The 25920-nt window shown below is 61.5% G+C and carries 25 protein-coding genes and 1 pseudogene; 12 read left to right on the top strand and 14 right to left on the bottom strand.

Annotated elements, in window-relative coordinates; translation table 11 throughout:
* Positions 1 to 18: 18 nt before the first annotated feature.
* Both PSH80_RS10285 and PSH80_RS10280 read right to left on the bottom strand, forming a co-directional pair.
* Positions 19 to 1365: an alanine racemase gene (locus PSH80_RS10285; RefSeq protein WP_057959215.1), complete on the bottom strand. Its 1347-nt coding sequence runs from the start codon at positions 1363 to 1365 to the stop codon at positions 19 to 21.
* A 4-nt stretch (positions 1366 to 1369) separates the two neighbouring features.
* Positions 1370 to 3475: a TonB-dependent siderophore receptor gene (locus tag PSH80_RS10280; RefSeq protein WP_159439762.1), complete on the bottom strand. Its 2106-nt coding sequence runs from the start codon at positions 3473 to 3475 to the stop codon at positions 1370 to 1372.
* A 235-nt stretch (positions 3476 to 3710) separates the two neighbouring features.
* Between PSH80_RS10280 and PSH80_RS10275 the strand changes: the two genes are divergently transcribed.
* Positions 3711 to 4079, top strand: a complete 369-nt coding sequence (locus PSH80_RS10275; protein WP_057959213.1) for a cupin domain-containing protein — start codon at positions 3711 to 3713, stop codon at positions 4077 to 4079.
* Here PSH80_RS10275 and PSH80_RS10270 read toward each other — a convergent pair.
* The gene (locus PSH80_RS10270; protein WP_057959212.1) at positions 4076 to 4639 is read right to left on the bottom strand and encodes a helix-turn-helix domain-containing protein; all 564 of its coding nucleotides are present in this window, start codon (positions 4637 to 4639) and stop codon (positions 4076 to 4078) included. The two genes, PSH80_RS10275 and PSH80_RS10270, sit on opposite strands and share 4 nt — an antisense overlap.
* Positions 4640 to 4731: 92 nt before the next feature.
* Here PSH80_RS10270 and PSH80_RS10265 point away from each other — a divergent pair, with 92 nt between their 5' ends.
* The 7 genes and pseudogenes from PSH80_RS10265 to PSH80_RS10235 all read left to right on the top strand — a co-directional run bounded on the left by PSH80_RS10265 (position 4732) and on the right by PSH80_RS10235 (position 11837).
* Positions 4732 to 5631, top strand: coding sequence for a DMT family transporter (locus PSH80_RS10265; RefSeq protein ID WP_057959211.1), 900 nt, complete (start codon positions 4732 to 4734; stop codon positions 5629 to 5631).
* 130 nt (positions 5632 to 5761) lie between these two features.
* Entirely contained in the window at positions 5762 to 8689 is a 2928-nt protein-coding gene (locus PSH80_RS10260; RefSeq protein WP_057959210.1) for a monovalent cation/H+ antiporter subunit A, read from the top strand.
* Entirely contained in the window at positions 8689 to 9033 is a 345-nt protein-coding gene (locus tag PSH80_RS10255) for a Na+/H+ antiporter subunit C (protein ID WP_005789164.1), read from the top strand. The genes PSH80_RS10260 and PSH80_RS10255 overlap by 1 nt, the downstream gene beginning before the upstream one ends.
* A pseudogene (locus tag PSH80_RS10250) lies at positions 9030 to 10712 on the top strand (monovalent cation/H+ antiporter subunit D). Before PSH80_RS10255 ends, PSH80_RS10250 begins: the two are co-directional and overlap by 4 nt.
* Positions 10709 to 11197 (top strand): Na+/H+ antiporter subunit E, encoded by a 489-nt coding sequence (locus PSH80_RS10245; protein WP_305420086.1) that lies wholly within the window; start codon positions 10709 to 10711, stop codon positions 11195 to 11197. Before PSH80_RS10250 ends, PSH80_RS10245 begins: the two are co-directional and overlap by 4 nt.
* Positions 11194 to 11472 carry a K+/H+ antiporter subunit F gene (locus PSH80_RS10240; RefSeq protein ID WP_038440496.1) on the top strand — a complete coding sequence of 93 codons (279 nt, stop codon included), beginning with the start codon at positions 11194 to 11196 and terminating at the stop codon, positions 11470 to 11472. Before PSH80_RS10245 ends, PSH80_RS10240 begins: the two co-directional genes overlap by 4 nt.
* Positions 11469 to 11837: a Na+/H+ antiporter subunit G gene (locus PSH80_RS10235; RefSeq protein WP_057959207.1), complete on the top strand. Its 369-nt coding sequence runs from the start codon at positions 11469 to 11471 to the stop codon at positions 11835 to 11837. The genes PSH80_RS10240 and PSH80_RS10235 overlap by 4 nt, the downstream gene beginning before the upstream one ends.
* A 75-nt stretch (positions 11838 to 11912) precedes the next feature.
* Here PSH80_RS10235 and PSH80_RS10230 read toward each other — a convergent pair whose 3' ends face one another.
* Positions 11913 to 12350: a DUF3995 domain-containing protein gene (locus PSH80_RS10230; protein ID WP_305420082.1), complete on the bottom strand. Its 438-nt coding sequence runs from the start codon at positions 12348 to 12350 to the stop codon at positions 11913 to 11915.
* 90 nt (positions 12351 to 12440) lie between these two features.
* Between PSH80_RS10230 and PSH80_RS10225 the strand changes: the two genes are divergently transcribed.
* Both PSH80_RS10225 and PSH80_RS10220 read left to right on the top strand, forming a co-directional pair.
* Entirely contained in the window at positions 12441 to 12830 is a 390-nt protein-coding gene (locus PSH80_RS10225; protein WP_057439055.1) for a DUF2946 family protein, read from the top strand.
* Between the two features lie 95 nt (positions 12831 to 12925).
* Positions 12926 to 15040 carry a TonB-dependent siderophore receptor gene (locus PSH80_RS10220; RefSeq protein WP_305420079.1) on the top strand — a complete coding sequence of 705 codons (2115 nt, stop codon included), beginning with the start codon at positions 12926 to 12928 and terminating at the stop codon, positions 15038 to 15040.
* Positions 15041 to 15187: 147 nt separating this feature from the next.
* Here PSH80_RS10220 and PSH80_RS10215 read toward each other — a convergent pair whose 3' ends face one another.
* The 3 genes from PSH80_RS10215 to PSH80_RS10205 all read right to left on the bottom strand — a co-directional run bounded on the left by PSH80_RS10215 (position 15188) and on the right by PSH80_RS10205 (position 16967).
* Positions 15188 to 16204 (bottom strand): ABC transporter substrate-binding protein, encoded by a 1017-nt coding sequence (locus PSH80_RS10215; protein WP_057959204.1) that lies wholly within the window; start codon positions 16202 to 16204, stop codon positions 15188 to 15190.
* A 116-nt stretch (positions 16205 to 16320) separates the two neighbouring features.
* Entirely contained in the window at positions 16321 to 16518 is a 198-nt protein-coding gene (locus PSH80_RS10210) for a hypothetical protein (RefSeq protein WP_057439058.1), read from the bottom strand.
* Entirely contained in the window at positions 16518 to 16967 is a 450-nt protein-coding gene (locus PSH80_RS10205) for a hypothetical protein (RefSeq protein WP_057439059.1), read from the bottom strand. Before PSH80_RS10205 ends, PSH80_RS10210 begins: the two co-directional genes overlap by 1 nt.
* A 392-nt stretch (positions 16968 to 17359) precedes the next feature.
* Between PSH80_RS10205 and PSH80_RS10200 the strand changes: the two genes are divergently transcribed.
* Positions 17360 to 17614, top strand: a complete 255-nt coding sequence (locus PSH80_RS10200) for a hypothetical protein (RefSeq protein WP_057959202.1) — start codon at positions 17360 to 17362, stop codon at positions 17612 to 17614.
* 80 nt (positions 17615 to 17694) lie between these two features.
* The gene (locus tag PSH80_RS10195; protein ID WP_057439060.1) at positions 17695 to 17931 is read left to right on the top strand and encodes a DUF2789 domain-containing protein; all 237 of its coding nucleotides are present in this window, start codon (positions 17695 to 17697) and stop codon (positions 17929 to 17931) included.
* A 7-nt stretch (positions 17932 to 17938) separates the two neighbouring features.
* On the opposite strand, the gene PSH80_RS10190 is transcribed toward PSH80_RS10195, so the two are convergent.
* The 7 genes from PSH80_RS10190 to PSH80_RS10160 all read right to left on the bottom strand — a co-directional run bounded on the left by PSH80_RS10190 (position 17939) and on the right by PSH80_RS10160 (position 25866).
* Positions 17939 to 18142 (bottom strand): hypothetical protein, encoded by a 204-nt coding sequence (locus PSH80_RS10190; protein ID WP_057439061.1) that lies wholly within the window; start codon positions 18140 to 18142, stop codon positions 17939 to 17941.
* Positions 18143 to 18267: 125 nt separating this feature from the next.
* Entirely contained in the window at positions 18268 to 19500 is a 1233-nt protein-coding gene (locus tag PSH80_RS10185) for a methyl-accepting chemotaxis protein (protein WP_370693734.1), read from the bottom strand.
* Between the two features lie 550 nt (positions 19501 to 20050).
* A complete protein-coding gene (locus PSH80_RS10180) occupies positions 20051 to 20455 on the bottom strand; it encodes a TraR/DksA C4-type zinc finger protein (protein ID WP_003214706.1) in 405 nt (134 codons plus the stop codon).
* Between the two features lie 404 nt (positions 20456 to 20859).
* Positions 20860 to 21897, bottom strand: coding sequence for an ABC transporter permease (locus PSH80_RS10175; protein WP_057439063.1), 1038 nt, complete (start codon positions 21895 to 21897; stop codon positions 20860 to 20862).
* Positions 21898 to 21918: 21 nt separating this feature from the next.
* Positions 21919 to 23457 (bottom strand): sugar ABC transporter ATP-binding protein, encoded by a 1539-nt coding sequence (locus PSH80_RS10170; RefSeq protein WP_057959200.1) that lies wholly within the window; start codon positions 23455 to 23457, stop codon positions 21919 to 21921.
* Positions 23458 to 23519: 62 nt separating this feature from the next.
* Positions 23520 to 24455, bottom strand: a complete 936-nt coding sequence (locus tag PSH80_RS10165; RefSeq protein WP_057439065.1) for a sugar ABC transporter substrate-binding protein — start codon at positions 24453 to 24455, stop codon at positions 23520 to 23522.
* Between the two features lie 364 nt (positions 24456 to 24819).
* Positions 24820 to 25866 carry a Gfo/Idh/MocA family oxidoreductase gene (locus PSH80_RS10160; RefSeq protein WP_057959199.1) on the bottom strand — a complete coding sequence of 349 codons (1047 nt, stop codon included), beginning with the start codon at positions 25864 to 25866 and terminating at the stop codon, positions 24820 to 24822.
* Positions 25867 to 25920 lie beyond the last annotated feature (54 nt).

The following is a 25920-nucleotide window of genomic DNA, read 5'->3' as shown; positions in this document are numbered from 1 at the left end:
TGTTGAGTGGCTTTACGATTAAGCCAGGCTGTCCAGCTTCCAGCGCAGGTGTGGGTTACGCAGCTCCAGCACCACTTTGTGTGGCAAGGGCGCTTCGTGAAAAGGCGACTCGTTGGAGTCCATCTGATAGCCGGCGGTATTGAGGTAGATAAGCAAGTCACCCGCCTGGATCGGGTAGTCGAAGGCGACTTTGCGCCAGGTCAGCATGTCCGACTCCAGGCAGGTGGCCCCGCCAATACACGCGACAAACGGCGACCGCGGCCGTGGCGAGGCCGGCAACAGCAGCGGGTCGGGTAGAAATTCGCTGTTGAACCACTGTTCGGAGAGGTTGAAGCTGCTGCCCTGCACAGTGACCTGGGCATAACCATCACTGGCCGTGCGGTCCTTGACGCCCTGCACGCGGAACACGCTGATACCGGCCTGGTCGAGCAAGGCGCGGCCGGGTTCGATAATCAGCCGCACGCCGTGTTCGATGACCTTTTGCGCCAGGCTCAGGCCGGGGCTGACGGGCGTGGCGAGGATATCGTCAAGGGCCTCGGCCCCCGCGCGCAGCGCGCCATAGGGATAGAAGCCGGCGAAGCCCTTGTCGTTGTGATAGCGCTCGGCGCAGTCCTCGGCCAGAAAGGCCTGCCACTGCGCCGGGTCGACATAGCGCACGGCAAAGCCACCGCCCAGGTTGACCGTGCGGCAGTTGTCCAGCTCGCTGGCCCGGCACAGGTCGACCAAGTGGCTGGCGACGTGTGCACGCTGGGCAGTGTCGTAGCCGCCCAGATGAAACGAGAAGCCTTGCAAGTCCAGGTTCGCCACGTGCTGGCGGCAGAACACCAGGGCCTGGTCGCACTCCCGTGGGTTGAGGCCGAAACGACTATGGGCCTGGCTGCTGGGGCAATAGCGCAACAACAGACGCGCACGTTGGCGCAGGGATAGCGCCAATTGCTGGATACGCAGCAGTTCCTCCAACGAGTCCACCGCCAGCAGGCATTGATGACTCAGGCCCAGCCCGAGCAGCTGATCGCTCTTACGTGGCCCGGACACGCCGATATCAGTGCCAGCCACCCCACCCGCCAAGGCCTTTTGCAACTCACCGACACTGGCCACATCCACGCCAATCGCACACTGCGCGCAGGCCTGGATAAAACAGTTGGCCTTGTTGGCCTTTTTCGCAAACAACACGCTGCCGCGCACCTGGGCCTGGGTAAAGCTGTGCTGGAAGGCTTCGACATTGGCGTGAAAGACCTGTGGGCACACCAGATGCAGCGGCGAGCCGAGGCCATCGACCAACTCGGTCAACGTGCCCGCGTGCCGCTCAAGCAGGCGCTCGACCCACAGGTGGCGCAGGCCGGGCAATGAACTGGAATACGTCATGGTTCTAGAACTCGAACTTGGCCGACAGGAACACTTCGCGCTCGCGCCCCACATCCAGCCCGCCCAGGTAATAGGCGCTGGCGTAGTAGTACTTGTTGGTCAGGTTCTTGCCGTGCAGGCGATAGGTCACCGGGGTATCCGCCAGTTTCGAGCGGTAGCTGATACCGGCGTCGAGCAAGGTGTAGCTGGGGATGTAGCCGCTGTTCTGCGCATCCACCGGGCGGCTGCCGACATAGCTGAGGGTGCTGTCCAACGACAGGCCAGGCACAGCGGCCACGGTGTACAGGGCGCCGACCGCGCCTTTCCACTTGGGCACGTTCTCAGTGCGCTTGCCGTCCACGGTGACGTCATCCACATCTTCCATGCGCGTGGTCAGGTAGGCGGCGTTGGCGGTGAGGGTCAGGGCGTCGGTGACGCGATCGGACAGGGTCAGCTCGGCGCCACGGTGGTGGTATTCGCCGTTGCTCACATAGGTATTGCTGGTGTTCAGGTAACTGGCCTTGCGCCGGATATCGAACACCGCCAGGCCCAGGTTCAGGCGATCGTTAAGGTCCAGCTTCAGGCCCACCTCGTATTGCTGGGACTCGATGGCGTCGGTGGGCTGGTTGGCGTTGGTCGCGTGTTGGGGGGCGTAGTCGCCTTTTTCAAAGCCTTTGGAGTAGCTGACGTAGGTCATCACGCTGTCCCAGGGCCGGTAGATCAGCGCAGCGCTGGGCACAAACACGTCGTGGCTCTGCGAAGGTGCGGTGGCTGAGAGTTTATCCGCGCGGTACCAGATGTAACGCCCGCCTACCATCACCTGGAACTGTTCGGTAAGGGAAATCAGGTCGCTGGCGAAAACCGAGGTCTCCTTGATGGAGGACACAAAGTCAGTGGGCTGTTCCGAGCCGAAGTGCCACTTGGGCGGGTTGACCGGGTGACGGATATTACCCACCGAGACATCGCCAATGCCGATGCCTGGAGTGCCACTGTCGACCAAATCCCAGAACGGGCTGACGTCCTTGAACTGCTTGTAGCCGGTGCCGAAGAACACGTCGTGATAGATGTTGCCGGTGGCGAACTTGCCGGCCAGGTACGACTGCAGCGACCAGGTGCTGAACACTTCACCACGGGACACGTAAAAGTCGGCCGAGCCGATATCGCCGTTGGGCTTGATCCCGAACAGGTCGTTATAGCCGCCGTGGCGCTCGACCCGCGAGTAGTTGCCCTGGGTCACGGAGGTCCAGTTGTCATCCAGCTCGTATTCGAACTTGGCGTCGAGGTTGGCGCCTTCGGTCTGGTGACGGAACCAGGAGCCGGTCAATAGATCGCGGCGATTGACCTTGGGTGGCAGCACGTAGCTGGACGGGTCCAGAGGGTTGGCGCGGCCGCTCTGGTCGGCACGCAGCAATGGGTCGGCGACCGTGGACTTGCGCGACCAGTCGGCGTTCAACTGCAACAGGGCGCGGTCGCTCAGACGGAAGTCGGTGGCCAGGCCGATAAACTTGCGTTCCATGTCGCGGGCGTGGTCGAAGTCGCCGTTTTTCTCGTAGCCGGCATTCAGGCGATAACCAAAGGCGCCGTCGTTGAATGAATCGCTGGTATCAATCGCCACGTAGCGGCCGAGCAACGACGAGCCTTGCACGCTGACATTGAGCAGCGGCTCCAGGGTCGGGCGCTTGAGGATGTAGTTGATGGTGCCGCCCGGCGAGTTGAAACCGTAGAGGAAACCCGATGGGCCCTTGAGCACGTCGATGCGCTCGACGTTTTCCAGGGGTACGTCGTGGTGCGGGGCCAGGGTCAGGCCATCGCGGCGGATGGTGTTGAAGTTGTCCATGGCAAAGCCGCGCAGGCGGAAGTTGTCAAAGCCGCTGCCGCCCGACGAACTGAGCACCGAGGGGTCGAGGCTCAGCACATCCACGGCGGTGCGCGCGGAGCTGTCGGCGATGGTCTTGTTGGAATAACTCTGGATGGCCAGGGGGATTTCCATGGCGTCCTTGGCGCCGAAGCCACCGGCATTTACTTCCAGGGCCTTGTTCAGCGGCGCGCTGACTCGTATGGCTTCAAGCTCGGTGACCGATTCTTCGCGATCTTGCGCTGCAGCAGCAGGTAGGCCGGTGAGCGACGACACCAAGCCCACCGCCAAAAATGTGGGAAACCGCGGAGCTATCCCGTGCAACTGGTTCATCTGCAATCCCTTGAGCCGAAAATAAGCGGGGCGATCTCAAGCGCGAAACGCCTGAGAATCGTTATCAAAAGATACAATATAACGTTTCTTTTAAACTCACAATCGCACGATCATTCAATACTTGCTGCCGCGCTGCATTTAAGGTCTGGCCTTTCCCGGATCAACAGAGATAACGGACATGCCCTCCTATACCGCCGTCAACTTTGCGCACAAATACAGCCTGTTCAGCGAGCAATGGACACCCAAGGTCGTCGCGCAGATGAACGACTACCAATTCAAGGTGGTGAAGATCGAAGGGGATTTTGTCTGGCACAGCCACGCGGACACCGACGAGACCTTTATCGTCCTTGAGGGCGCGCTGCGCATTGATTTTCGCGATGGCGCGGTACAGCTCGGGGCTGGCGAGATGTTCGTGGTGCCCAAGGGCATCGAGCACAAACCGTATGCCGAGGGCGAGGTAAAGCTGCTGCTGGTCGAACCCTGCGGCGTGTTGAACACTGGCGATCAGGGCGGCGAACGGACCCAGCGCAATGATGTGTGGATCTAGATCACCACGTTGCGGATAAAGCGCACCGCCACTGGCCCGTCATTGCGATAGGCATGGGGCTGATGGCTGGGGAACATAAAGAACTCGCCAGCGGCGATGGTGGTTTCGACGTCACCCACCACCAGGGTCAGGCTGCCCTCGAACACGAACAACTGTTCGCTCCAGCCTTCCAGGTCGGGATCCGGGCAATAGTGGTCGCCCGGCTCCAGGCGCCACTCCCACAGTTCCACCTCCCGCCGGGCGCTGGCCTTGGCCAGTAACACGGCCTTGCTGCCATCGATTTCACCGGCCCAGGCCAGTTCGTTGATGCGGCTGTGGTCACGGGCATCAGGGGCCTGGATCAGGTCGCTGAAGGCCACGTCCAGGGCTTCGGCCACGCGGTCCAGGGTGGACAGGCTGACGTTCTTTTCACCGGCCTCGATGGCCACCAGCATACGCCGGCTGACTCCGGACTTTTCCGCCAGGGCTGTCTGGCTCAGTTCGGCCGCATGGCGCAGGCGTCGAACGTTCTGGCTGACGTGCTGCAGGACCGAGGCCCGTTGCGGATTTTCTTTGTGCACTATATTGCTCACTCGGTGGGGTTGCGCAGTATACTGCCCAGCTGCGGCGCATTGTGCGTTCCGCGCCCTTCCTGTGCAAGACCAGAGCCGCCATGACCACCTCGACCGCCTCCCCGCTGTTTTCCCGCTTCAGCAAAGCCGAATGCGTGCTGGTGCTGATCACCATGATCTGGGGCGGTACGTTTATCCTGGTGCAACACGCCATGACCGTCAGCGGGCCGATGTTCTTCGTCGGCTTGCGTTTTGCCGCAGCGGCGCTGGTGGTCGGCCTGTTTTCCTGGCGCAACCTGCGCAGCCTGACCCTGTTCGAGCTTAAGGCGGGCGCCTTTATCGGCACGGCGATCATGTTTGGCTACGGTCTGCAAACCATTGGTCTGCAGACCATCCTCAGCAGCCAGTCGGCGTTTATCACCGCGCTCTACGTGCCGTTTGTGCCGCTGCTGCAGTGGCTGGTGCTGGGGCGACGCCCGGGGTTGATGCCAAGCATCGGCATTATGCTGGCCTTCGCCGGCCTGATGCTACTGACCGGCCCGGCCGGCGCATCACTGAATTTCAGCCCCGGGGAAATCGCCACGTTGATCGGCGCGATTGCGATTGCCGCCGAAATCATCCTGATCAGCGCTTATGCGGGCCAGGTGGATGTACGCCGGGTGACCGTGGTGCAACTGGCCACCGCCTCGCTGCTGTCGTTCCTGCTGGTAGTGCCCACCGGCGAGGCATTGCCGGGCTTTTCCTGGGTGTTGCTGTTCAGCGCCGTCGGCCTGGGCTTGACCAGTGCGGTGATCCAATTGGCGATGAACTGGGCGCAGAAAAGCGTCTCGCCGACCCGTGCCACCCTGATTTATGCCGGCGAGCCGGTGTGGGCCGGGGTGATCGGACGGATTGCCGGTGAGCGCTTCCCGCCGATGGCCATGGTGGGGGCGGTGTTGATTGTGGCGGCGGTGATTGTCAGTGAGATCAAGGCGCGAGAGCGAAAGCCCGTCTCCCTGTAGGAGCCCGCACCTACACCACGACAGATAGGCATTTACGGTCCATCTTGTAGGATCCTGCCACAGGTTGCCGTTTGGTAATCCGGTTTCCGGCACGTATGATGCATCCCAAACCACCGCAGATTAGAAGCCTATGTCCCTGATAGTTCTACTGCTTCTGCCTTTTATCGGCAGCTGTCTGGCGGCCTTGCTGCCGCACAACGCACGTAATACTGAATCCCTGCTGGCCGGCCTTGTGGCCCTGGTCGGTACTGTACAAGTCGCCCTGCTCTACCCCCAGATCGCCGACGGTGGCGTGATCCGCGAAGAATTCTCCTGGGTGCCCGGCCTGGGCCTGGACTTCGTGTTGCGCATGGATGGCTTTGCCTGGTTGTTCTCGATGCTGGTGTTGGGCATCGGTAGCCTGGTGTCTTTGTACGCCCGTTATTACATGTCGCCGAATGACCCGGTGCCGCGTTTCTTTGCGTTTTTCCTGGCGTTCATGGGCGCGATGCTCGGGTTGGTGATCTCCGGCAACCTGATCCAGATTGTGTTTTTCTGGGAACTGACCAGCCTGTTCTCGTTCCTGCTGATCGGCTATTGGCACCACCGTTCCGATGCGCGCCGGGGTGCCTACATGGCGCTGATGGTCACCGGTGCGGGTGGTTTGTGCCTGCTGGCGGGGGTCATGCTGCTCGGCCATGTCGTCGGCAGTTACGATCTGGACCAGGTGCTCGCCGCCGGTGACCAGATCCGTGCCCACTCCCTCTACCCCGTCCTGTTGACGCTGATCCTGATCGGCGCCCTGAGCAAAAGCGCGCAATTCCCCTTCCACTTCTGGCTCCCCCACGCCATGGCTGCACCGACCCCCGTGTCGGCCTACCTGCATTCGGCCACGATGGTGAAAGCCGGCGTGTTCCTGCTGGCCCGCCTGTGGCCCTCGCTGTCGGGTAGCGAAGAGTGGTTCTGGATGGTCGGCGGTGCCGGCGCCCTGACCCTGTTGCTCGGCGCGTATTGCGCGATGTTCCAGAACGACCTCAAGGGCCTGTTGGCCTACTCCACCATCAGCCACCTGGGCCTGATCACCCTGCTACTGGGCCTCAACAGCCCGTTGGCCGCCGTCGCGGCCGTGTTCCATATCCTTAACCACGCCACGTTCAAGGCCTCGCTGTTCATGGCCGCCGGCATCATCGACCACGAAAGCGGCACCCGTGATATCCGCAAGCTCAGCGGCCTGGTGCGCCTGATCCCGTTTACCGCGACCCTGGCCATGGTTGCCAGCGCCTCCATGGCCGGGGTGCCGTTGCTCAACGGTTTCCTGTCCAAAGAGATGTTCTTCGCCGAAACCGTGTTTATCTCCTCGACCCAGTGGGTAGAAATCGCCCTGCCGGTGATTGCGACCATCGCCGGCACCTTCAGCGTGGCCTATGCCCTGCGCTTCACCGTGGATGTATTCTTCGGCCCGGCTGCCACCGACCTGCCGCACACGCCCCACGAACCGCCACGCTGGATGCGTGCGCCGGTCGAGCTGCTGGTGTTTACCTGCCTGCTGGTGGGGATCTTCCCGGCCCAGGTGGTGGGCTCGATCCTCGCCGCCGCCGCCCTGCCGGTGGTCGGCGGCGTGTTGCCCGAGTACAGCCTGGCGATCTGGCACGGCTGGAATGCCCCGATGATCATGAGCCTGGTGGCCATGACCGGCGGTGTGGTCCTGTACCTGCTGCTGCGCAAGCAACTCAAGCGCGGGCGCTTCAAGTACCCGCCGATCATCAGCTACTTCAACGGCAAGCGCATGTTCGAGCGCTGCCTGGTGGTGATGATGCGTGGCGTGCGCAAGATCGAGAAACACATCAGCACCAAGCGCCTGCAGACCCAGTTGTTCCTACTGGTGCTGGTGGCGGTGATTGCCGGGATGATCCCCATGCTGGGCAGCAGCCTGAGCTGGGGCGACCGGCCGAAAATCCCGGGTTCCATCGTGTTCGTCACCCTGTGGCTGTTGGCGATCGCCTGCGCCCTGGGCGCCGCCTGGCAAGCCAAGTACCACCGGCTGGCAGCCCTGACCATGGTCAGCGTGTGCGGCCTGATGACCTGCGTGACTTTTGTCTGGTTCTCCGCACCGGACCTGGCATTGACGCAACTGGTGGTCGAGGTGGTGACGACGGTCCTGATCCTCCTGGGCCTGCGCTGGCTGCCACGGCGGATCGAAGAAGTCTCGCCACTCCCGAGTTCGTTGCGCAAGGCGCGCATCCGACGCTTGCGCGACTTGCTGCTGTCGACCGTGGTCGGTGGCGGCATGGCGCTGTTGTCCTACGCGATGCTGACGCGCCAGACCCCCAACGATATTTCCTCGTTCTACCTCAGCCGCGCCCTGCCTGAAGGCGGCGGCAGCAATGTGGTGAATGTGATGCTCGTCGACTTCCGGGGCTTCGATACCCTGGGCGAGATCACTGTGCTGGGCGCCGTAGCCCTGACCGTCTATGCGCTGCTACGCCGCTTCCGTCCGCCCAAGGAAAGCGAGCAACTGCCCGCGCAACAGCGGCTGTTGGCGCCGGACGTGGACACCGATCTGGTCAACCCACGCCAGGCCAGCGACACCGCCCTGGGCTTTATGATGGTGCCCGCGGTGCTGGTGCGCCTGCTGCTGCCGATTGCCCTGGTGGTGTCGTTCTACCTGTTTATGCGCGGCCACAACCAGCCGGGCGGCGGCTTTGTCGCCGGGCTGGTGATGTCGGTGGCGTTTATCCTGCAATACATGGTCGCCGGTACCCAGTGGGTCGAGGCGCAGATGAACCTGCGGCCGATGCGCTGGATGGGCTTTGGCTTGCTGTCGGCGACACTGACCGGACTGGGGGCGCTGTTCTTCGGCTACCCGTTCCTCACCACCCACACCCTGCACTTGAGCTTGCCGGTGCTGGGCGACATCCATATCGCCAGCGCGCTGTTCTTCGACGTCGGCGTGTACGCCATGGTGGTCGGCTCGACCCTGCTGATGCTCACCGCCCTCGGCCACCAATCGGTACGGGCCCATAAACCCGGCAACCAGGCGAAAGCCGCCGCCACGCCACCACAAGGAGCTGCTGCCTGATGGAAGAAGTCATCGCAATTGCCATTGGGGTCCTGGCGGCCTCCGGCGTCTGGCTGGTGCTGCGGCCACGGACGTTCCAGGTGGTGATGGGCCTGTGCCTGTTGTCCTATGGGGTCAACCTGTTCATCTTCAGCATGGGCAGCCTGTTTATCGGCAAGGAGCCGATCATCAAGGACGGTGTGCCCCAGGACCTGCTCAATTACACCGATCCCCTGCCCCAGGCCCTGGTGCTGACGGCGATTGTGATCAGCTTCGCCATGACCGCGCTGTTCCTGGTGGTGCTGCTGGCGTCCCGAGGCCTGACCGGCACTGACCATGTGGACGGCCGGGAGCCCAAGGAATGAGCTGGATGAACCAACTGATCATCGCGCCGATCCTGCTGCCGCTGCTGACCGCTGCGCTGATGATGATGCTGGGCGAGAAACACCGCCCGCTCAAGGCCAAGATCAACCTGCTGTCGAGCATGACCGGCCTGGGCATCGCGATGTTGATGCTGTACTGGACGCAAAAAGGCGGCCCTGCCTCCATTGGCGTGTACCTGCCGGGCAACTGGCAGGTGCCGTTTGGCATCGTGCTGGTGGTGGACCAGTTGTCGGCCCTGATGCTGGTGCTCACCGGGATCATCGGCGTCAGCGCCCTGCTGTTCGCCATGGCCCGTTGGGACCGCGCCGGCACCAGCTTCCATGCGTTGTTCCAGATCCAGTTGATGGGCCTCTACGGGGCCTTCCTCACCGCCGACCTGTTCAACCTGTTCGTGTTCTTCGAGGTGCTGCTGGCTGCGTCCTACGGCCTGATGCTGCACGGTTCGGCCGGGCGCGGGTGTCGTCGGGGCTGCATTACGTCTCGATCAACCTGCTGGCTTCATCGCTGTTCCTGATTGGCGCGGCGCTGATCTACGGGGTCACCGGCACCCTGAATTTCGCTGACCTGGCGCTGAAGATCCCGCTGGTGCCAGAAGCCGATCGCGGTCTGCTGCATGCCGGCGCGGCGATCCTCGCCACGGCGTTCCTGGCCAAGGCCGGGATGTGGCCGCTGAATTTCTGGCTGGCGCCCGGCTTACTCCTCGGCCAGTGCGCCGGTGGCGGCGATGTTTGCGATCATGACCAAGGTCGGCGTGTACACCGTGTTGCGCCTGTGGACCCTGCTGTTTTCCGGGCAGGCCGGCGCCTCGGCGCTGTTTGGCGGTGACTGGCTGGTGTACGGCGGCATGGCCACCATCCTCTGCGCCGCCCTGGCGATGCTTGCCGCCCAACGCCTGGAGCGCATGGCCAGCCTGAGTATCCTGGTCTCGGCCGGCATCCTCCTGTCGGCGGTGGGTTTTGCCCAGCCCAACCTGACCGCCGGCGCGCTGTTTTACCTGGTCAGCTCGACCCTGGCCCTGAGCGCGCTGTTCCTGCTGGCGGAACTGATCGAACGCTCGCGCTCGGCCAATGAGCTACCTCTGGACGATGAAATCGAAGTGTTGCCACCGCCGGTGGAATCCCTGCATCCACCCAGGGGCACCAACCTCGACGATGAGCAAAAGGCCGTAGTCGGCCAGGTCATCCCGTGGACCATGGCCTTCCTCGGCCTGAGCTTTATAGCCTGCGCCCTGCTGATCATCGGCATGCCGCCGCTGTCAGGCTTTATCGGCAAGCTCAGCCTGCTCAGTGCGCTGGTCAACCCCCTGGGCCTGGGCCATGCCGTGACGGAGCCGATCCGCCCGGCAGCCTGGGGCCTGTTCGCGCTGCTGATCTTCTCGGGCCTGGCCTCGCTGATCGCCTTTGCGCGGCTGGGCATCCAGCGCTTCTGGACCCCGGAAGAACGGCCTTCGCCGCTGCTGCGCCGCTTTGAGTGCATACCGATCTTCGTCTTGCTCGGCCTGGCGATTGGCCTGACCTTCAAGGCAGAAATGCTCATGCGCTTTACCCAGGACACCGCCAACAGCCTGAACAACCCCGAGCACTACGTGATGGCCGTCATGGCCACCCGCCCGGTGCCGGGCCCGCAAGCCCAGGCCGCCGCCGTGGAGGTGCAGCCATGAAACGCCTGTTTCCTGCCCCGTGGCTGTCATTGGCACTGTGGGTGCTGTGGCTGATGCTGAACCTGTCGATCAGCCCCGGCAACCTGCTGCTGGGGGCGATCCTTGGCTTCCTCGCACCGCTGATGATGGCGCCGCTGCGCCCGCTGCCGGTACGGATCCGTCGCCCAGGGGTGATCATTCGCCTGTTCTTCCTGGTCGGCCGCGATGTCTTCATCTCCAACCTGCACGTGGCCTGGGGCGTCTTGACCTGCGGCTCGCGGCCGCCGCGCTCGCGCTTTGTAAAAATCCCCCTGGACCTGCGCGACGCCAACGGCCTGGCTGTGCTGTCGATGATCACCAGCGTGACCCCCGGTACCGTGTGGTCGGAACTGGCCCTGGACCGTAGCATCCTGTTGCTGCACGTGTTCGACCTGGATGACGACGCGCAGTTTATCGAGCACTTCAAGCAGGCCTACGAGCGGCCCCTGATGGAGATCTTCGAATGAGTGCCCTGCTCGCCAATGCGATCCTGCTCAGCCTGTTCCTGTTTTCCCTGGCCATGGTCCTGACCCTGGTGCGCCTGTTCAAGGGTCCTTCGGCCCAGGACCGGGTCCTGGCCCTGGATTACCTGTATATCCTGGCCATGTTGATGATGTTGGTGCTGGGCATACGCTATGCCAGTGACACCTACTTCGAAGCGGCACTGTTGATTGCGCTATTCGGCTTTGTCGGCTCGTTTGCCTTGGCCAAATTCCTGCTGCGTGGGGAGGTGATCGAATGATCAATGTCAGTGAACTGCCACTGTGGGTAGAAATCCTCGTGGCGATCCTGCTGGTGCTCAGCAGCCTGTTTGCGCTGATTGGCGCGCTAGGCCTGTTGCGCATGAAGGATTTTTTCCAGCGCATGCACCCGCCTGCACTGGCCTCGACCCTGGGCGCCTGGTGCGTGGCGCTGGCGTCGATTATCTACTTCTCGACCCTCAAGTCCGGGCCGGTGCTGCATGGCTGGCTGATCCCGATCCTGCTGTCGATCACCGTACCGGTGACCACCTTGTTGCTGGCGCGCACGTCGCTGTTCCGCAAGCGCATGGCGGGGGAAAATGTACCGGCCGAGGTCAGCAGCCGCAGGACTGACAGCGGTAGCTGATCCCTCTGAATATACGCGCCAAACAATGTGGGAGCGGGCTTGCTCGCTCCCACATTTGGCCCTGCATACCGTCAATCAGGCCCAGGCCACGACCAACAGCCCAGTCCCCAGCATCAGGCACAGCGGCGAATAGAAAAACGTATCCAGCCGCGCAAACCGCGACCCGCCGACTTTCTTGAAGAACCCCACCAGCTCCGAATCACCAATCGCCCGCGCAAACATGATCAAGGCAATCGCGCTGATCCCCCACTGCAGGGCCTGATGCCCCACTGGCTGGAAAAACAGCCCCGCCCGCAGGCTTACCAACAAGGCAATCAGCACCAACCCCACCGCCACCAGGAAGGTGCCCAGCGCTGACGGTTTGAACGCCGGTCGCGGCCCGCTGGCGAACTCGCCGGGCAGTTGCGGGATCGCCGCCGTACTGCCTTGCTTGCCGCCTGCGGCCCAGTACACATGGACCATGCTGATAAACGTAAAGACCCCGACGACCCACCTCGCAATAACAAAGCTCATGGCTGGACACCCCTGGAAAAGTGCGAAAGAGGATAGTCCCTTTCAGATTTTTTGCAGGGATTTTGTCGTCTGATGCTAAAGTGCCGGCCCATGAAACTCGCCCGTGCCGACCGCTCGTTGATTGCCTGGATGCTCTATGGCTGCGTCCTGTTCAACGTGTTCGCCTGCAGTATTGGTCATGGGCAAATGGTCGGCATGCAGCTCAACGGCATTGGCGGCCAGTTCTGTACGGTAGACCCACGCACCCAGGCGCCAGCCCCCGTCAATACGGGCGATGAGTCGCTGCCCACGCTGTCCAAGGCCTTCGGTTGCCCGCTGTGTTCCACCGGCGGCATGGGCCCGGCGCTGAACTCCAGCCTTAACGTCGCGGTCCTTCCCCAGCCCCATGCGCCACCTCCGGCGGTGGTGCTCACCGCTGACATTCCCACCCGTTTTACCTGGCCTGCGGCTAATCCGCGCGCCCCGCCCGCCTACGCCTGATACCTGCGCTTTTTGATCCGCACACCGCGCAGCTTCCCCCCGGAAGCGCGGACGGCTGTGCGCTGCTTCCAAGCCCTGCTTTTCAGGATTTACCGATGAAACATTTACCTCTACTGGCGGGCCTGTTCGGCTGCCTGCCTTTCAGCGCCTGGGCCCTTGAGCTGGCCCCCACCACCATTGACGGCGCCGCCACCAACGAGCCTGGCCTGGCCCTGGACCAATCCAGCGGCATGGCCTCGCGCCTGGGCCTGAGCGTGCGGGAAACCCCGGCTTCGATCAGCATCGCCGACCGCCACGATATCGAACGCCGTGGCGCCAAAACCTTCCAGGATGCGGCCAACACCCTGCCTGGGGTCAACGCCAGTGCGCCGCCGGGGTTTGGCGGGTTTATCTCCTACCGGGGCTTTACCAGCAGCCAGATCACCCAGATGTTCAACGGCATCAACGTCGCCAGTGGCCTGGCGCGACCGGTGGATGCCTGGATTTATGACCGGGTGGAACTGGTGGGCGGCCCCTCCTCGCTGATCAACGGTGCCGGCTCCGTGGGCGGTTCGCTGAACTACGTGACCAAGCTGGCCAACCGCGAAGAACAGGCCGTCGAAGGCCAGATCAACTACGGCAGCTACGACACCACCGGCATCGCCCTGGGCCTCAACCACGCCCTAACCGAGCCCGGCGCCGAGGTCCAGCACTATGCGCGCCTGGATGTCAGCCGCAACACCAACCACACCCATATCGACCGCCAGCAACGGGAGTCCTGGAGCGTGGCGTTTTCCCTGCTCAGCGACCTGACGCCCAACCTGTCCCACACTCTGGCCCTGGAATACCAGGACGAACACGAAGACAGCCCGTACTGGGGCACCCCGGTGCTCAACCCCAAGGCCGGCGAGCTGAAGATCGACAAGTACAACCGTTTCAACAACTACAACGTCGCCGATGGCCGCTACGAACAACGCACGATCTGGGCCCGCTCGATCATCGACTATCGGATCAACGACAGCACCACCCTGCGCAACACCCTCTACCACCTGGACAGCCAGCGCGACTACCGCAACCTGGAGACCTACCAGTACAGCCCAGACAACCGCGTGGTGAACCGTTCGACGGCCTATCAGGTACGGCATCAGGGCGAACAGAACGGCAACCAGTTCGAGCTGCGCCATGACAGCAGTGTGTTCGGCCTGGCCACTACCTGGTCCGGCGGTTTCGAATACAAGGTCAACAGCACCACCAACAGCCCGTTGAACGTATCCCCCAAGAACGCGGTGGACCCTAACCACTACGATCCGGGGCATTTCTACGACCTGCCCGGCACCCGGCCCGGCTTTATCAAGGACAAGACCACCGACGTGACGACCAAGGCGCTGTTTGTCGAAAACCGCCTGGGCCTGACCGACACGCTGTCGCTGCTGACCGGCCTGCGTTATGACGCCATCGATCTGGACGTGACCAGCCACCGCGACAACCTGGGTAACGTCAAGCGCCGTTGGGAGCCGGTCACCGGGCGGGTGGGCCTGACCTACCAGTTCATCCCGTCGGCCAATGTCTACGTGCAATACAGCACCGCCGCCGAACAGCCCACCAGCACCACCCAGGTGTTTGATGTCTCCACCGGCAAGCAATGGGAAGTGGGTAGCAAGTTCGATTATCTGGACGGGCGTGGTTCAGCCACCGTGGCCGCTTACCACATCGAGCGCAAAGACTTTGCCGTGACCGATCCACAAGACCCCACCCGCAGCATTGCGGTGGGTGCGCAGTCGTCCAAGGGCATCGAGCTGGCCAGCTCATTGCGCATCACCCCCAAGCTATTGGCGGAAGGCAACTTCGCCTGGGTCGACGCGCAATACGATGACTTCAACGAGAAAACCGCCAGCGGCGCAGTGGTGTCGCGCAAGGGCAATACACCGACCAACGTACCGAAACGGGTGGGCAACCTGTGGCTGACCTATGACATCGCCCCCGCCTGGCAAGGTGGCGTAGACGCGCGGTACGTGGCGCAGGTGTATGCCGACAATGCCAATACCCTGACGGTGCCGGCGTATACCCTGTTTGGCACGTTCCTGACCTATAAGGTCGATCAACACACCTCGGTGACGGGCCGGGTGCGCAACCTGACCAATGAGGTGTATGCGCAGTTTGCCCATGTGTCGCCAGCGTATTACCTGGGCTCGCCGCGCACCTTTGAATTGGCCGTGCAGACCCAGTTCTAAGGCTGGAATGCAGTTAAAACTGTGGGAGCGGGCTTGCCCGCGATGGCTGACTGTCAGTCAATACATTGGGCTGCTGAACCACCGCTATCGCGGGCAAGCCCGCTCCCACACAAGCCCGCGCCCACAGTTTGATCCTCATATGAAAGGTTATTTGAGGCTGGCCTCGACCTTTGCAGCCACTTCCTCCGTCAACCAGGCCTTCCACACCTGCGGGTGATCCTTGAGAAACGCCTGCGCCACTTCACGGGGCGGGGTGTGTTTCTCGCTCATCGTCGCCAGGGCTTGATTGAGCGGGCCAATCGGAAAGTCGACTTTTTCAAAGAACTGCGCAATCTGCGGATACTGCTGCTGGAACGGCGTGGACACGCCAATGCTCAGCTTGGACGCCAACGAACGCGTGGGCTTGGGGTTGGGATTGTCGGCATCGGTCAGGGTCTTCCAGGCCTCGGCGTCGAACGCCGGCTCCTCCAGCTGGACCAACTTGTAACGCCCCATCAAGGGGGTTGGCGACCAGTAGTAGAACAGGATCGGCTTGCCACGGCGGATCGACGAGGCAATCTCGGCATCCAGCGCCGCGCCTGAACCGCTGCGAAAGTTGACGTAGCTGGCGTCCAGGCCGTAAGCCTTGAGTTTTTGCTTATTGACCACTTCCGAGGTCCAGCCGATGGGGCTGTTGAGGAACCGCCCCTTGCCCGGGGCTTCCGGGTCCGCGAACACGTCCTTGTAGCGCACCAGGTCCTTTACGCTACGCAGCTCAGGTGCCAGCGGCGCAATGCCCTTGTCCGGGTCGCCCTTGACCACGTATTCCGGCACCCACCAGCCTTCGGTCGCACCCTTGACGGTATCTCCCAGGCCAACCACCTTGCCTTCGGCTTGCGCCTTGATCCACACCGGGCTGCGGCCCGCCCACTCCTCGCCAATCACCTGGATATCATTTTTCGCCAGGGCGGTTTCCAGGGTAATGGTGGTTCCGGGCAAGGTGTCGGTGGGTAAATCGTAGCCTTTCTCGACAATAAACCGCAGAACTTCGGTGATCAGGCTGCCACTTTCCCAATTCAGGTCGGCAAAGTGAATGGGCGCCTGGGCAGCCGCTACCGGTGCGGCCGCCATCGACAGGCCCAGGGTGGTAATGGACGCTGCCAACAGCGCGCGAATTGCTTTCATGCCTTTGAACCTCGTGTATGCATAGCCAGGGTGGATGGCTTTGCTGTCACGCCGCGAAAGCCTCTGAACAATTAAGTCCACTGAACTGTAGTAGAGGTTCAAACGGTTGCCGATATTCAGGGCTGCTGATGCAAACGCTGTAGTTCCCGGCGCACCATGCTGGCGTACTCGGCAGGCCGCAGGGCATACAGTTGGCTGGCCACCCAGTTCAACCAGGCACCTTGCAGATCATCTTTGCGGGCAAACAGTTCAGCAGCCTTGGCTTGGGCATCCGCCAGGTGTTGCTGGTGAAACTGTGCCCGGCCTTCGCTCATTATTCGCTGGCCTTGAACGTCACCAGCTCACCTTTGCGCCACTTGGCGGCTTTGCCGGTCACGGCCTTGAGGGTCTTGCTCAGGCCTTCCTGCAATTGTTCATTGGCGGCGAACACCAGCATTACGCTGTGACCTTCCTTGAACACAATGCCCTCGCCCTGCGCGGTGGACACAAATGCATAGTCGCCCAGGCCATAGACCGTCAACTTGATGTCGCGAAACTTCAGTTCGAACTTGCCACCTTCACGACTGGGCAGGACTGCCGCACGAAAATGATCGCCGACCTTGAGTTCCAGTCGAGGCTTGTCATCTACCACCAGCGCTGTTTCAGTATCTATTTCGGCAATGTAAATGCCTTCAGGGGTTTGTTCCGTGATGTAAACAAACCGCGACTGAAATTGTTTAACCAACTTCGCGCGCAAATCACCCAGCACGAACAATGCGTGCATATCCAGATTACTGACTGCCAAGGAAACGCCCCCACATCTAAAAAAGCGCTACCCGCCCGAGGCAGGCAGCACAAAAAAGGCCGATACGGCTCGACACATTGAAAAAACATACTGAAGTTGATTCCCGCCAGACTCGTGCAGCCGGGCATGACAGTCCTTGTACAAGGTCGTCAGGCTTTGCAGGAAATCACAGGTTTATCGGCCAGAGAATACTGGACGCCCCACTTCAGAGAATACCCCACTTGAAAGGGTGGTTTTCCGACAGCCAAAAACCAAGGAAAAACGTTGGATGGAACCGAACGTGAGCTGCCGACAACAATATTAGAACAGCAACACAGCTCAAAACCACCCGAAATGCTGCAAGCAGGTCAATAGATCGAAAGGAGCTGGTCATGCAACGAGTTCAACGCCAACCGACACAGACTTCCGGTGCCTTATCACGCAAGGATAGCGCGCTATTCTACAGCGTGTATGCCAATGGCGTGTGCGCAGATTTCGCCTTGTACCGCGTCGTCCCCGCGGGAAGGAATTTTTTCCATATCCTGGAAGTGCCCAGCGGCCGGATCAAAGGCTTTCGCAGTGATCACAACAAGGCCTGCGCCCTGGCCAAGGAATTGGAAGCCCTCCTCTGCCCCCCTGCCCGTTGAGGAGCGGCTACAGCCAAATCGAACTATGCGCGCTGGCACACCTCCCATACGAGTAGAAGCTCACTCTTTTGGAGAATGAAATGGACGCGCCAACGCACACCCTACACGACCTGTTCGAACAATTGGGCCTGGAAGCCTCGCCTGCAGCCATTGACAAATTTATCGGTGAACACCCCCTGCCAGAGGATGTGAAGCTGATCGACGCGCCTTTCTGGACCCCACAACAGGCGCAGTTCCTCAAGGAAGAGCTACGCGAAGATGCGGACTGGGCGATTGCCGTGGATGAGCTGAACCAGCGTCTGCATCAGAGCGCCTGACCGGCCCTCAGTGCAGGCGGTCTGATTGCTCGAGGTCCATCAGGGCCTGCCAGGCGGCGCGGCACTCCTGGGCTTCGTCGCGACTGGCGAAGGCCGTGCCGCGCTGTTCCCCGTTGAGCAACACCACCCAACAGGCGCGCAGGCCCAGCGCACGCAGGGTCTGTGGCACCCCACTGCCAATCATCACCGCCACATCGACTTTGTTTTGCATGGAAGCTCTCCGCCAGATTAGTTAGCCAGCTAACGATATGCCGCATCTTAAGCGGTTCCTTTCACCGGAAAAAGCGACCGGCGTAAAAGCTTCCTTGCATAACACGCAACAATCCTGGCCAGGGTCTAGCGCGCCCCAGCCTGCCCTTCAGGCTTATAGCCCAGGCGCAAACCGCCCCAATGCCGGCCGTTGACCATGATCGGCACGGACAGATCGTGCATCAACTCCCCGGTGTCGCGGGTATAGGTTTGCAACAACACAGCCTGCTGGTGGCTGCCACAGCGGATCCCGGTGCGGTCTTCAAACTTGCGCTTGGTGCGATTGTTCACGGCATCAACCTGGGCATCCCCGGTCAGTGCCTGGGAAAACGCCTTGTTGTGCGTCGGCACATAGCCCTGTGGTGTGCAGGCAATCGCGAACACCAGCCCTTCATGACGGGGCAGCAAGGCTTCCTGGATAGCGGGCAAGACCTGATCGGTGTAGCCGTCGAAGCGGCTGTGATATTTGGTCGGGTGGCTGTTGGCTATCGGCGTGTAGCTGCGATTGAACAGGTCATCGAGGCTGATGCGGTTCTGTTGGATATCCGCCTCGAACTGCGCGGCGATCTGGCTGGCGCCTTCGCGGGCGAGGTCGTAGATACGCTGGTGATAATCATCCAGACCGACTTCGGCCAGGCGCTCGCTGATGGTTTCGGCCTGCCCTTCCATTTGCACGGCGGCCTGGGCCAATTGCTGGGTCTGTTGGTCGCTGACGGTCAAGTCGCTGCGCATCTGCTCCACGGCATGGAACAGGCTGTCGAGTTGCGCACGGTTGGTCTCGGTGCCCTGGGCAATCTCGCTGACCTGGCCCTCCACACCCGCCGCCAACGTGGCAATGCTCTCCAGTTGCTCGCCGGCATGCTCCACTTGCTCGACGCCGGCCTGCAAATCCACGGACAGTTGGCGGATTTGCTCCACCACCTGGGCGGTACGCTGCTGGATATCCGCGACCATCACCCCCACTTCATCGGTGGCGGTCGCCGTACGGCCCGCCAGGCCGCGCACTTCGTCGGCCACCACGGCAAACCCACGCCCATGCTCACCGGCGCGGGCGGCTTCAATGGCGGCATTCAAGGCCAACAGATTGGTCTGGCTGGCAATCGACTGAATCACCAGGGTCACCCGCTGGATTTCTTCGCTGCGCTGACTCAGGGCCTCGATCAATTGCCGGCTGTCGCTGGCACGCTGGCTGAGCTGATGCATGCGGCTGATGGATTCCCCCAGCACCGCACGCCCTTCGGTGCTGCGCTGATGGGCCTGGCCGGCCGCCCCCAGGGCCTCGCGGCTGAGCTGGGAAGTGACTTGCTCGGTGCCAATCATCACTTCGGCACTGCTGACGATCTGCTGGGCCGCGCTCAATTGCGATTGCAACCTGGCGGCCAGTTGCTTGACCGAATAGGCCACGCCAGCGGCCGACAGCGCATTATGGCTGGTGGTGTAGGACAGATCGCGAGTCAACGCGCCAATGGCATCCTCGCCAACATCAGGCGCTGGGCTGCGGGCCGGCCTTTTCAGGCACGGCAGCCAGATCAGCAACAGGGCCACGGGCAGGCAGAGGTAGATCGACAGGTTGGCGAACGCCAGGCCCGACAGTATCAGCACCAGGGCGATGCTTTGCAGCAGCGGAGTCACCCAGCCAGGCAGCCGGCGGTTCACCGCGTGCGGCACCACGACGGCGCCCATCAGAGATCCATCCCCGGCCATGTTTGTCACCCCACTGCTTGTCATTATTGTGTCTGCATTAAACGCCACTATCTGGCCATTATCTATGGGCCTTTGGTGTTAGGGCTTGCAGCAGATCAATAGACGGGGGGATGACACGCGGGGATCTGTAGGGGCCGGCTCGCCGGCGCCTACAACATCAAACAGATCAGGCCTGGCGCTGATGCTTGTCGATTTGCTCGTGGCGCTCTTGCGCTTCGATGCAGTACTTGGTGGTCGGGCTGATCAGCAGGCGCTTGAGGCCGATAGGCTCGCCGCTGTCGTCACACCAGCCAAAGGAATCTTCCTTGATACGGCCCAGGGCCTGTTCAAGTTGCGGCAGCATGCGCTGGTCGCGGTCGATGGCGTTGACCAACCAGGTGCGCTCTTCTTCAACCGAGGCGGCGTCAGCCGGGTCAGCCGGGGTGTCCAGGCTTTCAATGGCGATGCGGTTTTGCTCAATGCGCTCGTGGTGCTCGACTTTCATGTCTTGCAACAACTTCTCGAAAAAAGCGTGCTGCTCGGCATTCATGTAGTCATCCGCCGGCATGGCCAGCAACTTTTCCTTTGTCATTGATTTCTCTATAAAAAATACGTGCATTAAGGCGAATAAGGGAGCGTTCCGGCCAACCTCTGGAGGTCGGGGAAAGACGCCGTCCATTCCAAGCGCCACCCGGCACTCAATTTACGAGGGGCGGCAGTCTACGGCCGACTTGAGGGCGCAGCAACTGAAATGACAGGCAATTTGTCCGACATTCCCCTAAAAGGCACCAGGACGGGCTTGGCAGGCGGTTATCGGAGTGCGTTTATAGCAAGAAATTCAGTGTCATGGAGCTATATAGAAGACAAACGGTTATGTGGGAGCGGGCTTGCCCGCGATAGCGGAGGGTCAGTTGATAGAAATTTGACTGACCCATCGCTATCGCGGGCAAGCCCGCTCCCACACAAACAAGCCCCACTTTTTGATTCAAATCTCGCTCAGCGCTTGAGTTTGCGCTTGTTGCGATACTGGTCGATCACCACCGCCACCACAATGATCAGGCCCTTGATGATGTCCTGGATATAGGCATCCACCCCGACAAAGGTAAACCCACTGGCCATCACCCCGAGGATCAGCGCGCCAATCACCGTGCCGGTGATACGCCCCACCCCGCCCGCCAGGCTGGTGCCGCCGATGACCGCAGCCGCGATCGCGTCCAGCTCATAAGACATGCCCATCCCCGCCTGCCCGGTAGCCGCCCGTGCCGAGGCAACCACACCGGCCAGCCCGGCCAGCAGCCCGGCGATGCTGTAGACGATGATCAGGTGGCGCTTGACGTTGATCCCCGAGGTGCGCGCCGCCTGCATGTTGCCGCCGATGGCGTAGGTGTACTTGCCGTACTTGGTGTAGCGCAGGGCAATGTGGAAAATCACCGCCACCACCAGAAAGATGATCACCGGCATCGCGCCATGGCCGATGGCCGTGTAGGAATCCGAGAGCATGCTCACTGGCTGGCCTTCGGTGTAATAACGTGCCAGGCCACGGGCCGAGACCATCATGCCGAGGGTCGCAATAAACGGCGGGATGCCGGTTATGGCGATGATGCTGCCATTGATTGCCCCCGCCAGCAGGCCCACGCCCAGGCCGGCGACCACCGGGATCCACACCGGCAAGTCCGTCAACGATGGAAACACCGCCCGGGAAAAGTCCGAGGTCTGCGCCAGACTCGCGGCGATCATCGCCGACAACGCCAGCACCGAGCCCGAGGACAGGTCGATCCCCGTGGTGATGATCACCTGGGTCACGCCAATCGCCAGCAAACCGATGATCGACACTTGCAGGATCATCAGCACCAGGCGCTGGGAGTTCATCAAAAAGCTCTGGTCCCGTACGATCCAGCCAAACAGTTCGAACACCAGGCCGATACCGATCAGCACCAGGAAAATGCTCAGTTCGGTAGGGAACCGCCGCCGGCTCTTGACCGGTGCCGCGGCGGGCTTCTTTTCCTCGGGTTTGCTTTCCAGTATTGCGTTCATTGCCCGTCAACTTTTTATTCGTTAGTGGACTGCCGTCATACCGGAAGCCAACTGCATGACTTTTTCCTGGGTGGCCTCGGCCCGATCCAGGGTGCCCATCAAATCGCCTTCGTGCATGACCATCACCCGGTCGCTCATACCCAGCACCTCCGGCAGTTCCGAAGAAATCATGATCACCGCCATGCCTTCACTGGCCAGGAAGGCAATCAAGCGGTAGATCTCGGCCTTGGCGCCGACGTCGATACCACGGGTCGGTTCGTCAAGGATCAACAGCCGTGGATTGGTCATCAGCCAACGTGCCAGCAGGGCCTTCTGCTGATTGCCACCAGACAGGGTGTCGATGCACTGCTCAAGGGAGGGGGTTTTCACCCGCAGTTTCTTGCACATGTCTTCGCACAAGGCGCGCAGGGCTTTTTGCTGGATAAAGCCATTGCCCGAGTAATGGGGCAGCACGGCCATTTCCATGTTTTCCAGGACCGACAGGCACGGGAACAGGCCACTGAGCTTGCGGTCCTCGGTCAACAGTGCAAACCCCTGCTGGATGGCCATATGCGGGTCGCTGATACGCAACGCCTGGCCGTCGAGACGGATCTCGCCGCCGTCGCTGGGGGTAATGCCGAAGAGCGTTTCCGCCACGTTGGTGCGGCCCGAGCCCATCAGCCCGGCAATACCGAGGATTTCGCCGGCATGCAGATCAAAGGACACGCCCTGGAACACTCCGTCCAGGCGCAGGTCGCGCACCGACAGCAACAACTCGCCGATGGGCGTCTCGCGCACCGGGAACAACTGGCTCAATTCGCGCCCGACCATCATCGAGATCAGGCTGTCGCTGTCCATGCTGTCGGCCCGTTGCAGACCGATGTAGGCGCCATCGCGAAACACTGCCACTTCATCGGCGATGGCGAACACTTCATTCATTTTGTGGGTGATATAGATGATGCCTTTGCCCTGGGCCTTGAGGTCGGCAATGATCGAAAACAGGTGGGCCACTTCCTTGTCGGTAATCGCCGACGTCGGCTCATCCATGATCAGGATGTCCGAGTCGTAGGACACCGCCTTGGCAATCTCCACCATCTGCCGCTCGGCAATGCTCAGGTTGCCGACCTGCTCCTCTGGGTCCAGGTTGATCCGCAGGCGCGCCAGCAACTCGGCAGTGCGGCGATGCATGGCGCGGTGATTGACCAGGCGCAGGCCGTTGAGCTGTTCGCGGCCGATCCAGATGTTCTCGGCGATGCTCATATGGGGCATCAGGTTGAGCTCCTGGTGGATCATCGCGATGCCCGCCTGCAAAGCCGCCAGAGGCGTGTCAAACACCACCGGCTTGCCCCGCAGGCGGATTTCCCCGGCGTCGGGCTGGTAGATGCCGGCGATGATTTTCATCAGCGTCGACTTGCCGGCGCCGTTCTCTCCCATCAGTGCCAGGACCGAGCCGGGGCGCACCCGCAGTTGCACATCGGCCAGGGCCACGACGCCGGGAAAGCCTTTGCTGATATGGGCGATTTCCAACAGGTAGGGTTGTTCTACACCTGCGGGCTGCGCAGCAGTCGCTTGAGCAAGCATATCGGGGCTCCATCGGCAGGGCGGCTGTGGCCGCCCTGCCCGCTTATTGTTGTGATTGAACGCTACTTGAATGACGCGACGTTGTCCGGGGTGATCAGCTGGAAAGGCACCACGACGTTTTGCTCGACCGCCTCGCCCCTGGCCATTTTCACGGCCGCCTCCACCGAACCGATCGCCTGCCCCTTGGCATCCTGGAACACCGAGAGCGCCATCTCGCCCTTGGTGATCGCATTCAACCCGTCGGGTGTGCCATCGACGCCGCCAATCAACACGCTGCCGGGTTTCACCCCTGCGGTTTTCAAGGCCATGGCGGCGCCAATTGCCATTTCGTCGTTGTTGGCCACGACCGCATTGAACTCGCGGCCCTGGGTCAGCCAATCGTTCACCAGGGTCATGCCCTTGTCCCGCAGCCAGATCCCGGTCTGTTCCTGTTCAATCTTGATGTCCGGGTATTTGTCGAGGATCTCCTTGACGCCCTTGGTGCGATTGGTCGTCGAGTTGTTGGCCAGGTCACCCAGCAGAATCACGATTTTGCCTTTGCCGCCCAGCTTCTCGGCCACGTACTGCATTTGCAGTCTGCCGGCCTCGACGTCATTGGACGTCACCGTCACCACCCCTTTGGGCAAGTCGGCCTGATCCGGACGACGGTTGACGTAGACCAGCGGGATACCCGCCGCCACCGCCGCTTTAGTGATGCGCGCGGTGGAGGCCGTATCCACCGGGTTGACCACCATGGCATCGACTTTCTGGCTGATAAAGTTCTCGACCTGGCTCAGTTGCTTGACCACGTCGGCACGGGCGTCCTCGAATTGCAGTTGCACAGCATCGCCCTTGGGGTAGGACTTGGCTTGCTTGTCCATATCCTCACGCAGGTAGGTGAGGAAGGTGTCGTCGAACTGCGACATGCTGACGCCAATCTTGATATCGGCGGCTGAAGCCACGCCACTGCCGAGCATCATCGACAAGGCCAGCGAGGCGAAACGGATCTGGGTCTTCATGAACGGTCTGTCTCCACTTTCTTGTTGGTTTTCTGGACGTAGCGTTTATCAGAGCGAGGGGGCCGCGGCAGGCAGCCGGACCACCGGCGCTCCCGGAATGCAGCACACCAGGGCACCCTTGCTTTCCACGCAAAGGACATTGAGAAAAGAGAAATAGAAGGGCCGTGCGCGGGGCAGGAAGGCAGAACGTAACACTCGCAGTACAGCGCTGAAGATTTTCATCTGACGGTACCTGGTTGTTTTATCTTGTTTTTGTTGAGTCCCCCGGCCCCCTTATAAAGGAAGGTCGAGATGGACTTTCGGCAACCTGGAAATGACTTTATTGGAAAATAATTTCCATATCAACTCATTTTAGAATTTTATTCTATTTCCATTCTCCGCCCTCCACCGTCACCATCTCCACCACTTGCCGACGCTCGGCGCTGAGCCTGGCGGCATCCAGCACGCGCGTGGTTTCCCAAGCATCCATGGCCTGCACCGGCAGCGCGCCCTGGCCCTGGATTGCACTTTGCAACTGGCGATAGAACTGGTTCCAGGCGCCCTTTTCCGAGGGGATACGCTCGCGTTCCGCACCTTGCTCGAACCAGCCCCAGCGTCGATGTTCTTCGGCGCCCCAGTGCTCGCCTTCGGTCTTCGGACTTTTGCCGGCCAGCAGCGCTTGCTCCTGGCCGTCCAGGCCGTCGACGGTGTAGCAGCCCGCCGTGCCATTGACCCGAAAACGCGGGCCTTGGCAGTTTTGCAGGGCGCTGCCCCACAGGTGGGAAATCACCCCGTTGGCGTGGGTCAGGCTGACAAAAAAGCCATGATCGAGGGTGGGGTGCTCGGCGCTGTACTGCAATTGCGCATACACCCGCTCCACCGGACCAAACAGCTGCAGGGCCTGGTCCACCAGGTGGCTGCCCAGGTCACGCAGGAACCCGCCACCGCTGGCGTTGCCCAGGGCCTGTGGGCTGTAGCGCTCCACCCGGGACTCAAAGCGGGTGATGCTGCCCAGGGCGCCGGCGTCGATCAGCTTGCGCAGGGTCAGGTAGTCCGAGTCCCAACGCCGGTTCTGGTAGACGCTGAGTGCTACCCCCTCGCGTTCGGCGGCACTAATCAGCGCCAGGGCCTGCTCGGCATTGCTGGCGAAGGGTTTGTCGCTGACCACCGCCACACCGTACTCAATGGCCTCCAGCACCAGGGCCGGGCGCCCTTTGAGGGTGGTGGAAATCACCAGCACCTCCACCCCGGCTTCGACGATCTGCGCAATGCTGTCGAAGGCCGGCACCCCGGGATGCTCCGTCGCCAGTTGCTGGCGGCGCTCGGGGGAACGGGTCACCACGCCGACAAACGTCGCCCCGGGCAATGTGGCGATCAGCGGGGCATGAAAAAAACGGCCGCCATGGCCGTATCCAACCAGTCCGATTCGCATGAACCAACTCCTTCTTGGAATGGAAACCCAGTCAAAGAATGTGGGAGCTGGCGT

It is taken from the genome of Pseudomonas sp. FP818 (assembly GCF_030687335.1).
Taxonomy (GTDB): domain Bacteria; phylum Pseudomonadota; class Gammaproteobacteria; order Pseudomonadales; family Pseudomonadaceae; genus Aquipseudomonas; species Aquipseudomonas shahriarae.
This window is presented reverse-complemented; position numbering and strand designations above follow the sequence as displayed.

Coding starts and splice junctions, on each gene's coding strand:
- PSH80_RS10245 (WP_305420086.1), top strand. CDS start 10,709: ATGAAACGCCTGTTTCCTGCCCCGTGGCTGTCATTGGCACTGTGGGTG.
- PSH80_RS10170 (WP_057959200.1), bottom strand. CDS start 23,457: ATGCTTGCTCAAGCGACTGCTGCGCAGCCCGCAGGTGTAGAACAACCC.
- PSH80_RS10225 (WP_057439055.1), top strand. CDS start 12,441: ATGAAACTCGCCCGTGCCGACCGCTCGTTGATTGCCTGGATGCTCTAT.
- PSH80_RS10190 (WP_057439061.1), bottom strand. CDS start 18,142: ATGCAAAACAAAGTCGATGTGGCGGTGATGATTGGCAGTGGGGTGCCA.
- PSH80_RS10165 (WP_057439065.1), bottom strand. CDS start 24,455: ATGAAGACCCAGATCCGTTTCGCCTCGCTGGCCTTGTCGATGATGCTC.
- PSH80_RS10240 (WP_038440496.1), top strand. CDS start 11,194: ATGAGTGCCCTGCTCGCCAATGCGATCCTGCTCAGCCTGTTCCTGTTT.
- PSH80_RS10260 (WP_057959210.1), top strand. CDS start 5,762: ATGTCCCTGATAGTTCTACTGCTTCTGCCTTTTATCGGCAGCTGTCTG.
- PSH80_RS10220 (WP_305420079.1), top strand. CDS start 12,926: ATGAAACATTTACCTCTACTGGCGGGCCTGTTCGGCTGCCTGCCTTTC.
- PSH80_RS10255 (WP_005789164.1), top strand. CDS start 8,689: ATGGAAGAAGTCATCGCAATTGCCATTGGGGTCCTGGCGGCCTCCGGC.
- PSH80_RS10175 (WP_057439063.1), bottom strand. CDS start 21,897: ATGAACGCAATACTGGAAAGCAAACCCGAGGAAAAGAAGCCCGCCGCG.
- PSH80_RS10160 (WP_057959199.1), bottom strand. CDS start 25,866: ATGCGAATCGGACTGGTTGGATACGGCCATGGCGGCCGTTTTTTTCAT.
- PSH80_RS10205 (WP_057439059.1), bottom strand. CDS start 16,967: ATGCACGCATTGTTCGTGCTGGGTGATTTGCGCGCGAAGTTGGTTAAA.
- PSH80_RS10215 (WP_057959204.1), bottom strand. CDS start 16,204: ATGAAAGCAATTCGCGCGCTGTTGGCAGCGTCCATTACCACCCTGGGC.
- PSH80_RS10275 (WP_057959213.1), top strand. CDS start 3,711: ATGCCCTCCTATACCGCCGTCAACTTTGCGCACAAATACAGCCTGTTC.
- PSH80_RS10200 (WP_057959202.1), top strand. CDS start 17,360: ATGCAACGAGTTCAACGCCAACCGACACAGACTTCCGGTGCCTTATCA.
- PSH80_RS10195 (WP_057439060.1), top strand. CDS start 17,695: ATGGACGCGCCAACGCACACCCTACACGACCTGTTCGAACAATTGGGC.
- PSH80_RS10180 (WP_003214706.1), bottom strand. CDS start 20,455: ATGACAAAGGAAAAGTTGCTGGCCATGCCGGCGGATGACTACATGAAT.
- PSH80_RS10285 (WP_057959215.1), bottom strand. CDS start 1,365: ATGACGTATTCCAGTTCATTGCCCGGCCTGCGCCACCTGTGGGTCGAG.
- PSH80_RS10265 (WP_057959211.1), top strand. CDS start 4,732: ATGACCACCTCGACCGCCTCCCCGCTGTTTTCCCGCTTCAGCAAAGCC.
- PSH80_RS10230 (WP_305420082.1), bottom strand. CDS start 12,350: ATGAGCTTTGTTATTGCGAGGTGGGTCGTCGGGGTCTTTACGTTTATC.
- PSH80_RS10210 (WP_057439058.1), bottom strand. CDS start 16,518: ATGAGCGAAGGCCGGGCACAGTTTCACCAGCAACACCTGGCGGATGCC.
- PSH80_RS10235 (WP_057959207.1), top strand. CDS start 11,469: ATGATCAATGTCAGTGAACTGCCACTGTGGGTAGAAATCCTCGTGGCG.
- PSH80_RS10185 (WP_370693734.1), bottom strand. CDS start 19,500: ATGATTGGCACCGAGCAAGTCACTTCCCAGCTCAGCCGCGAGGCCCTG.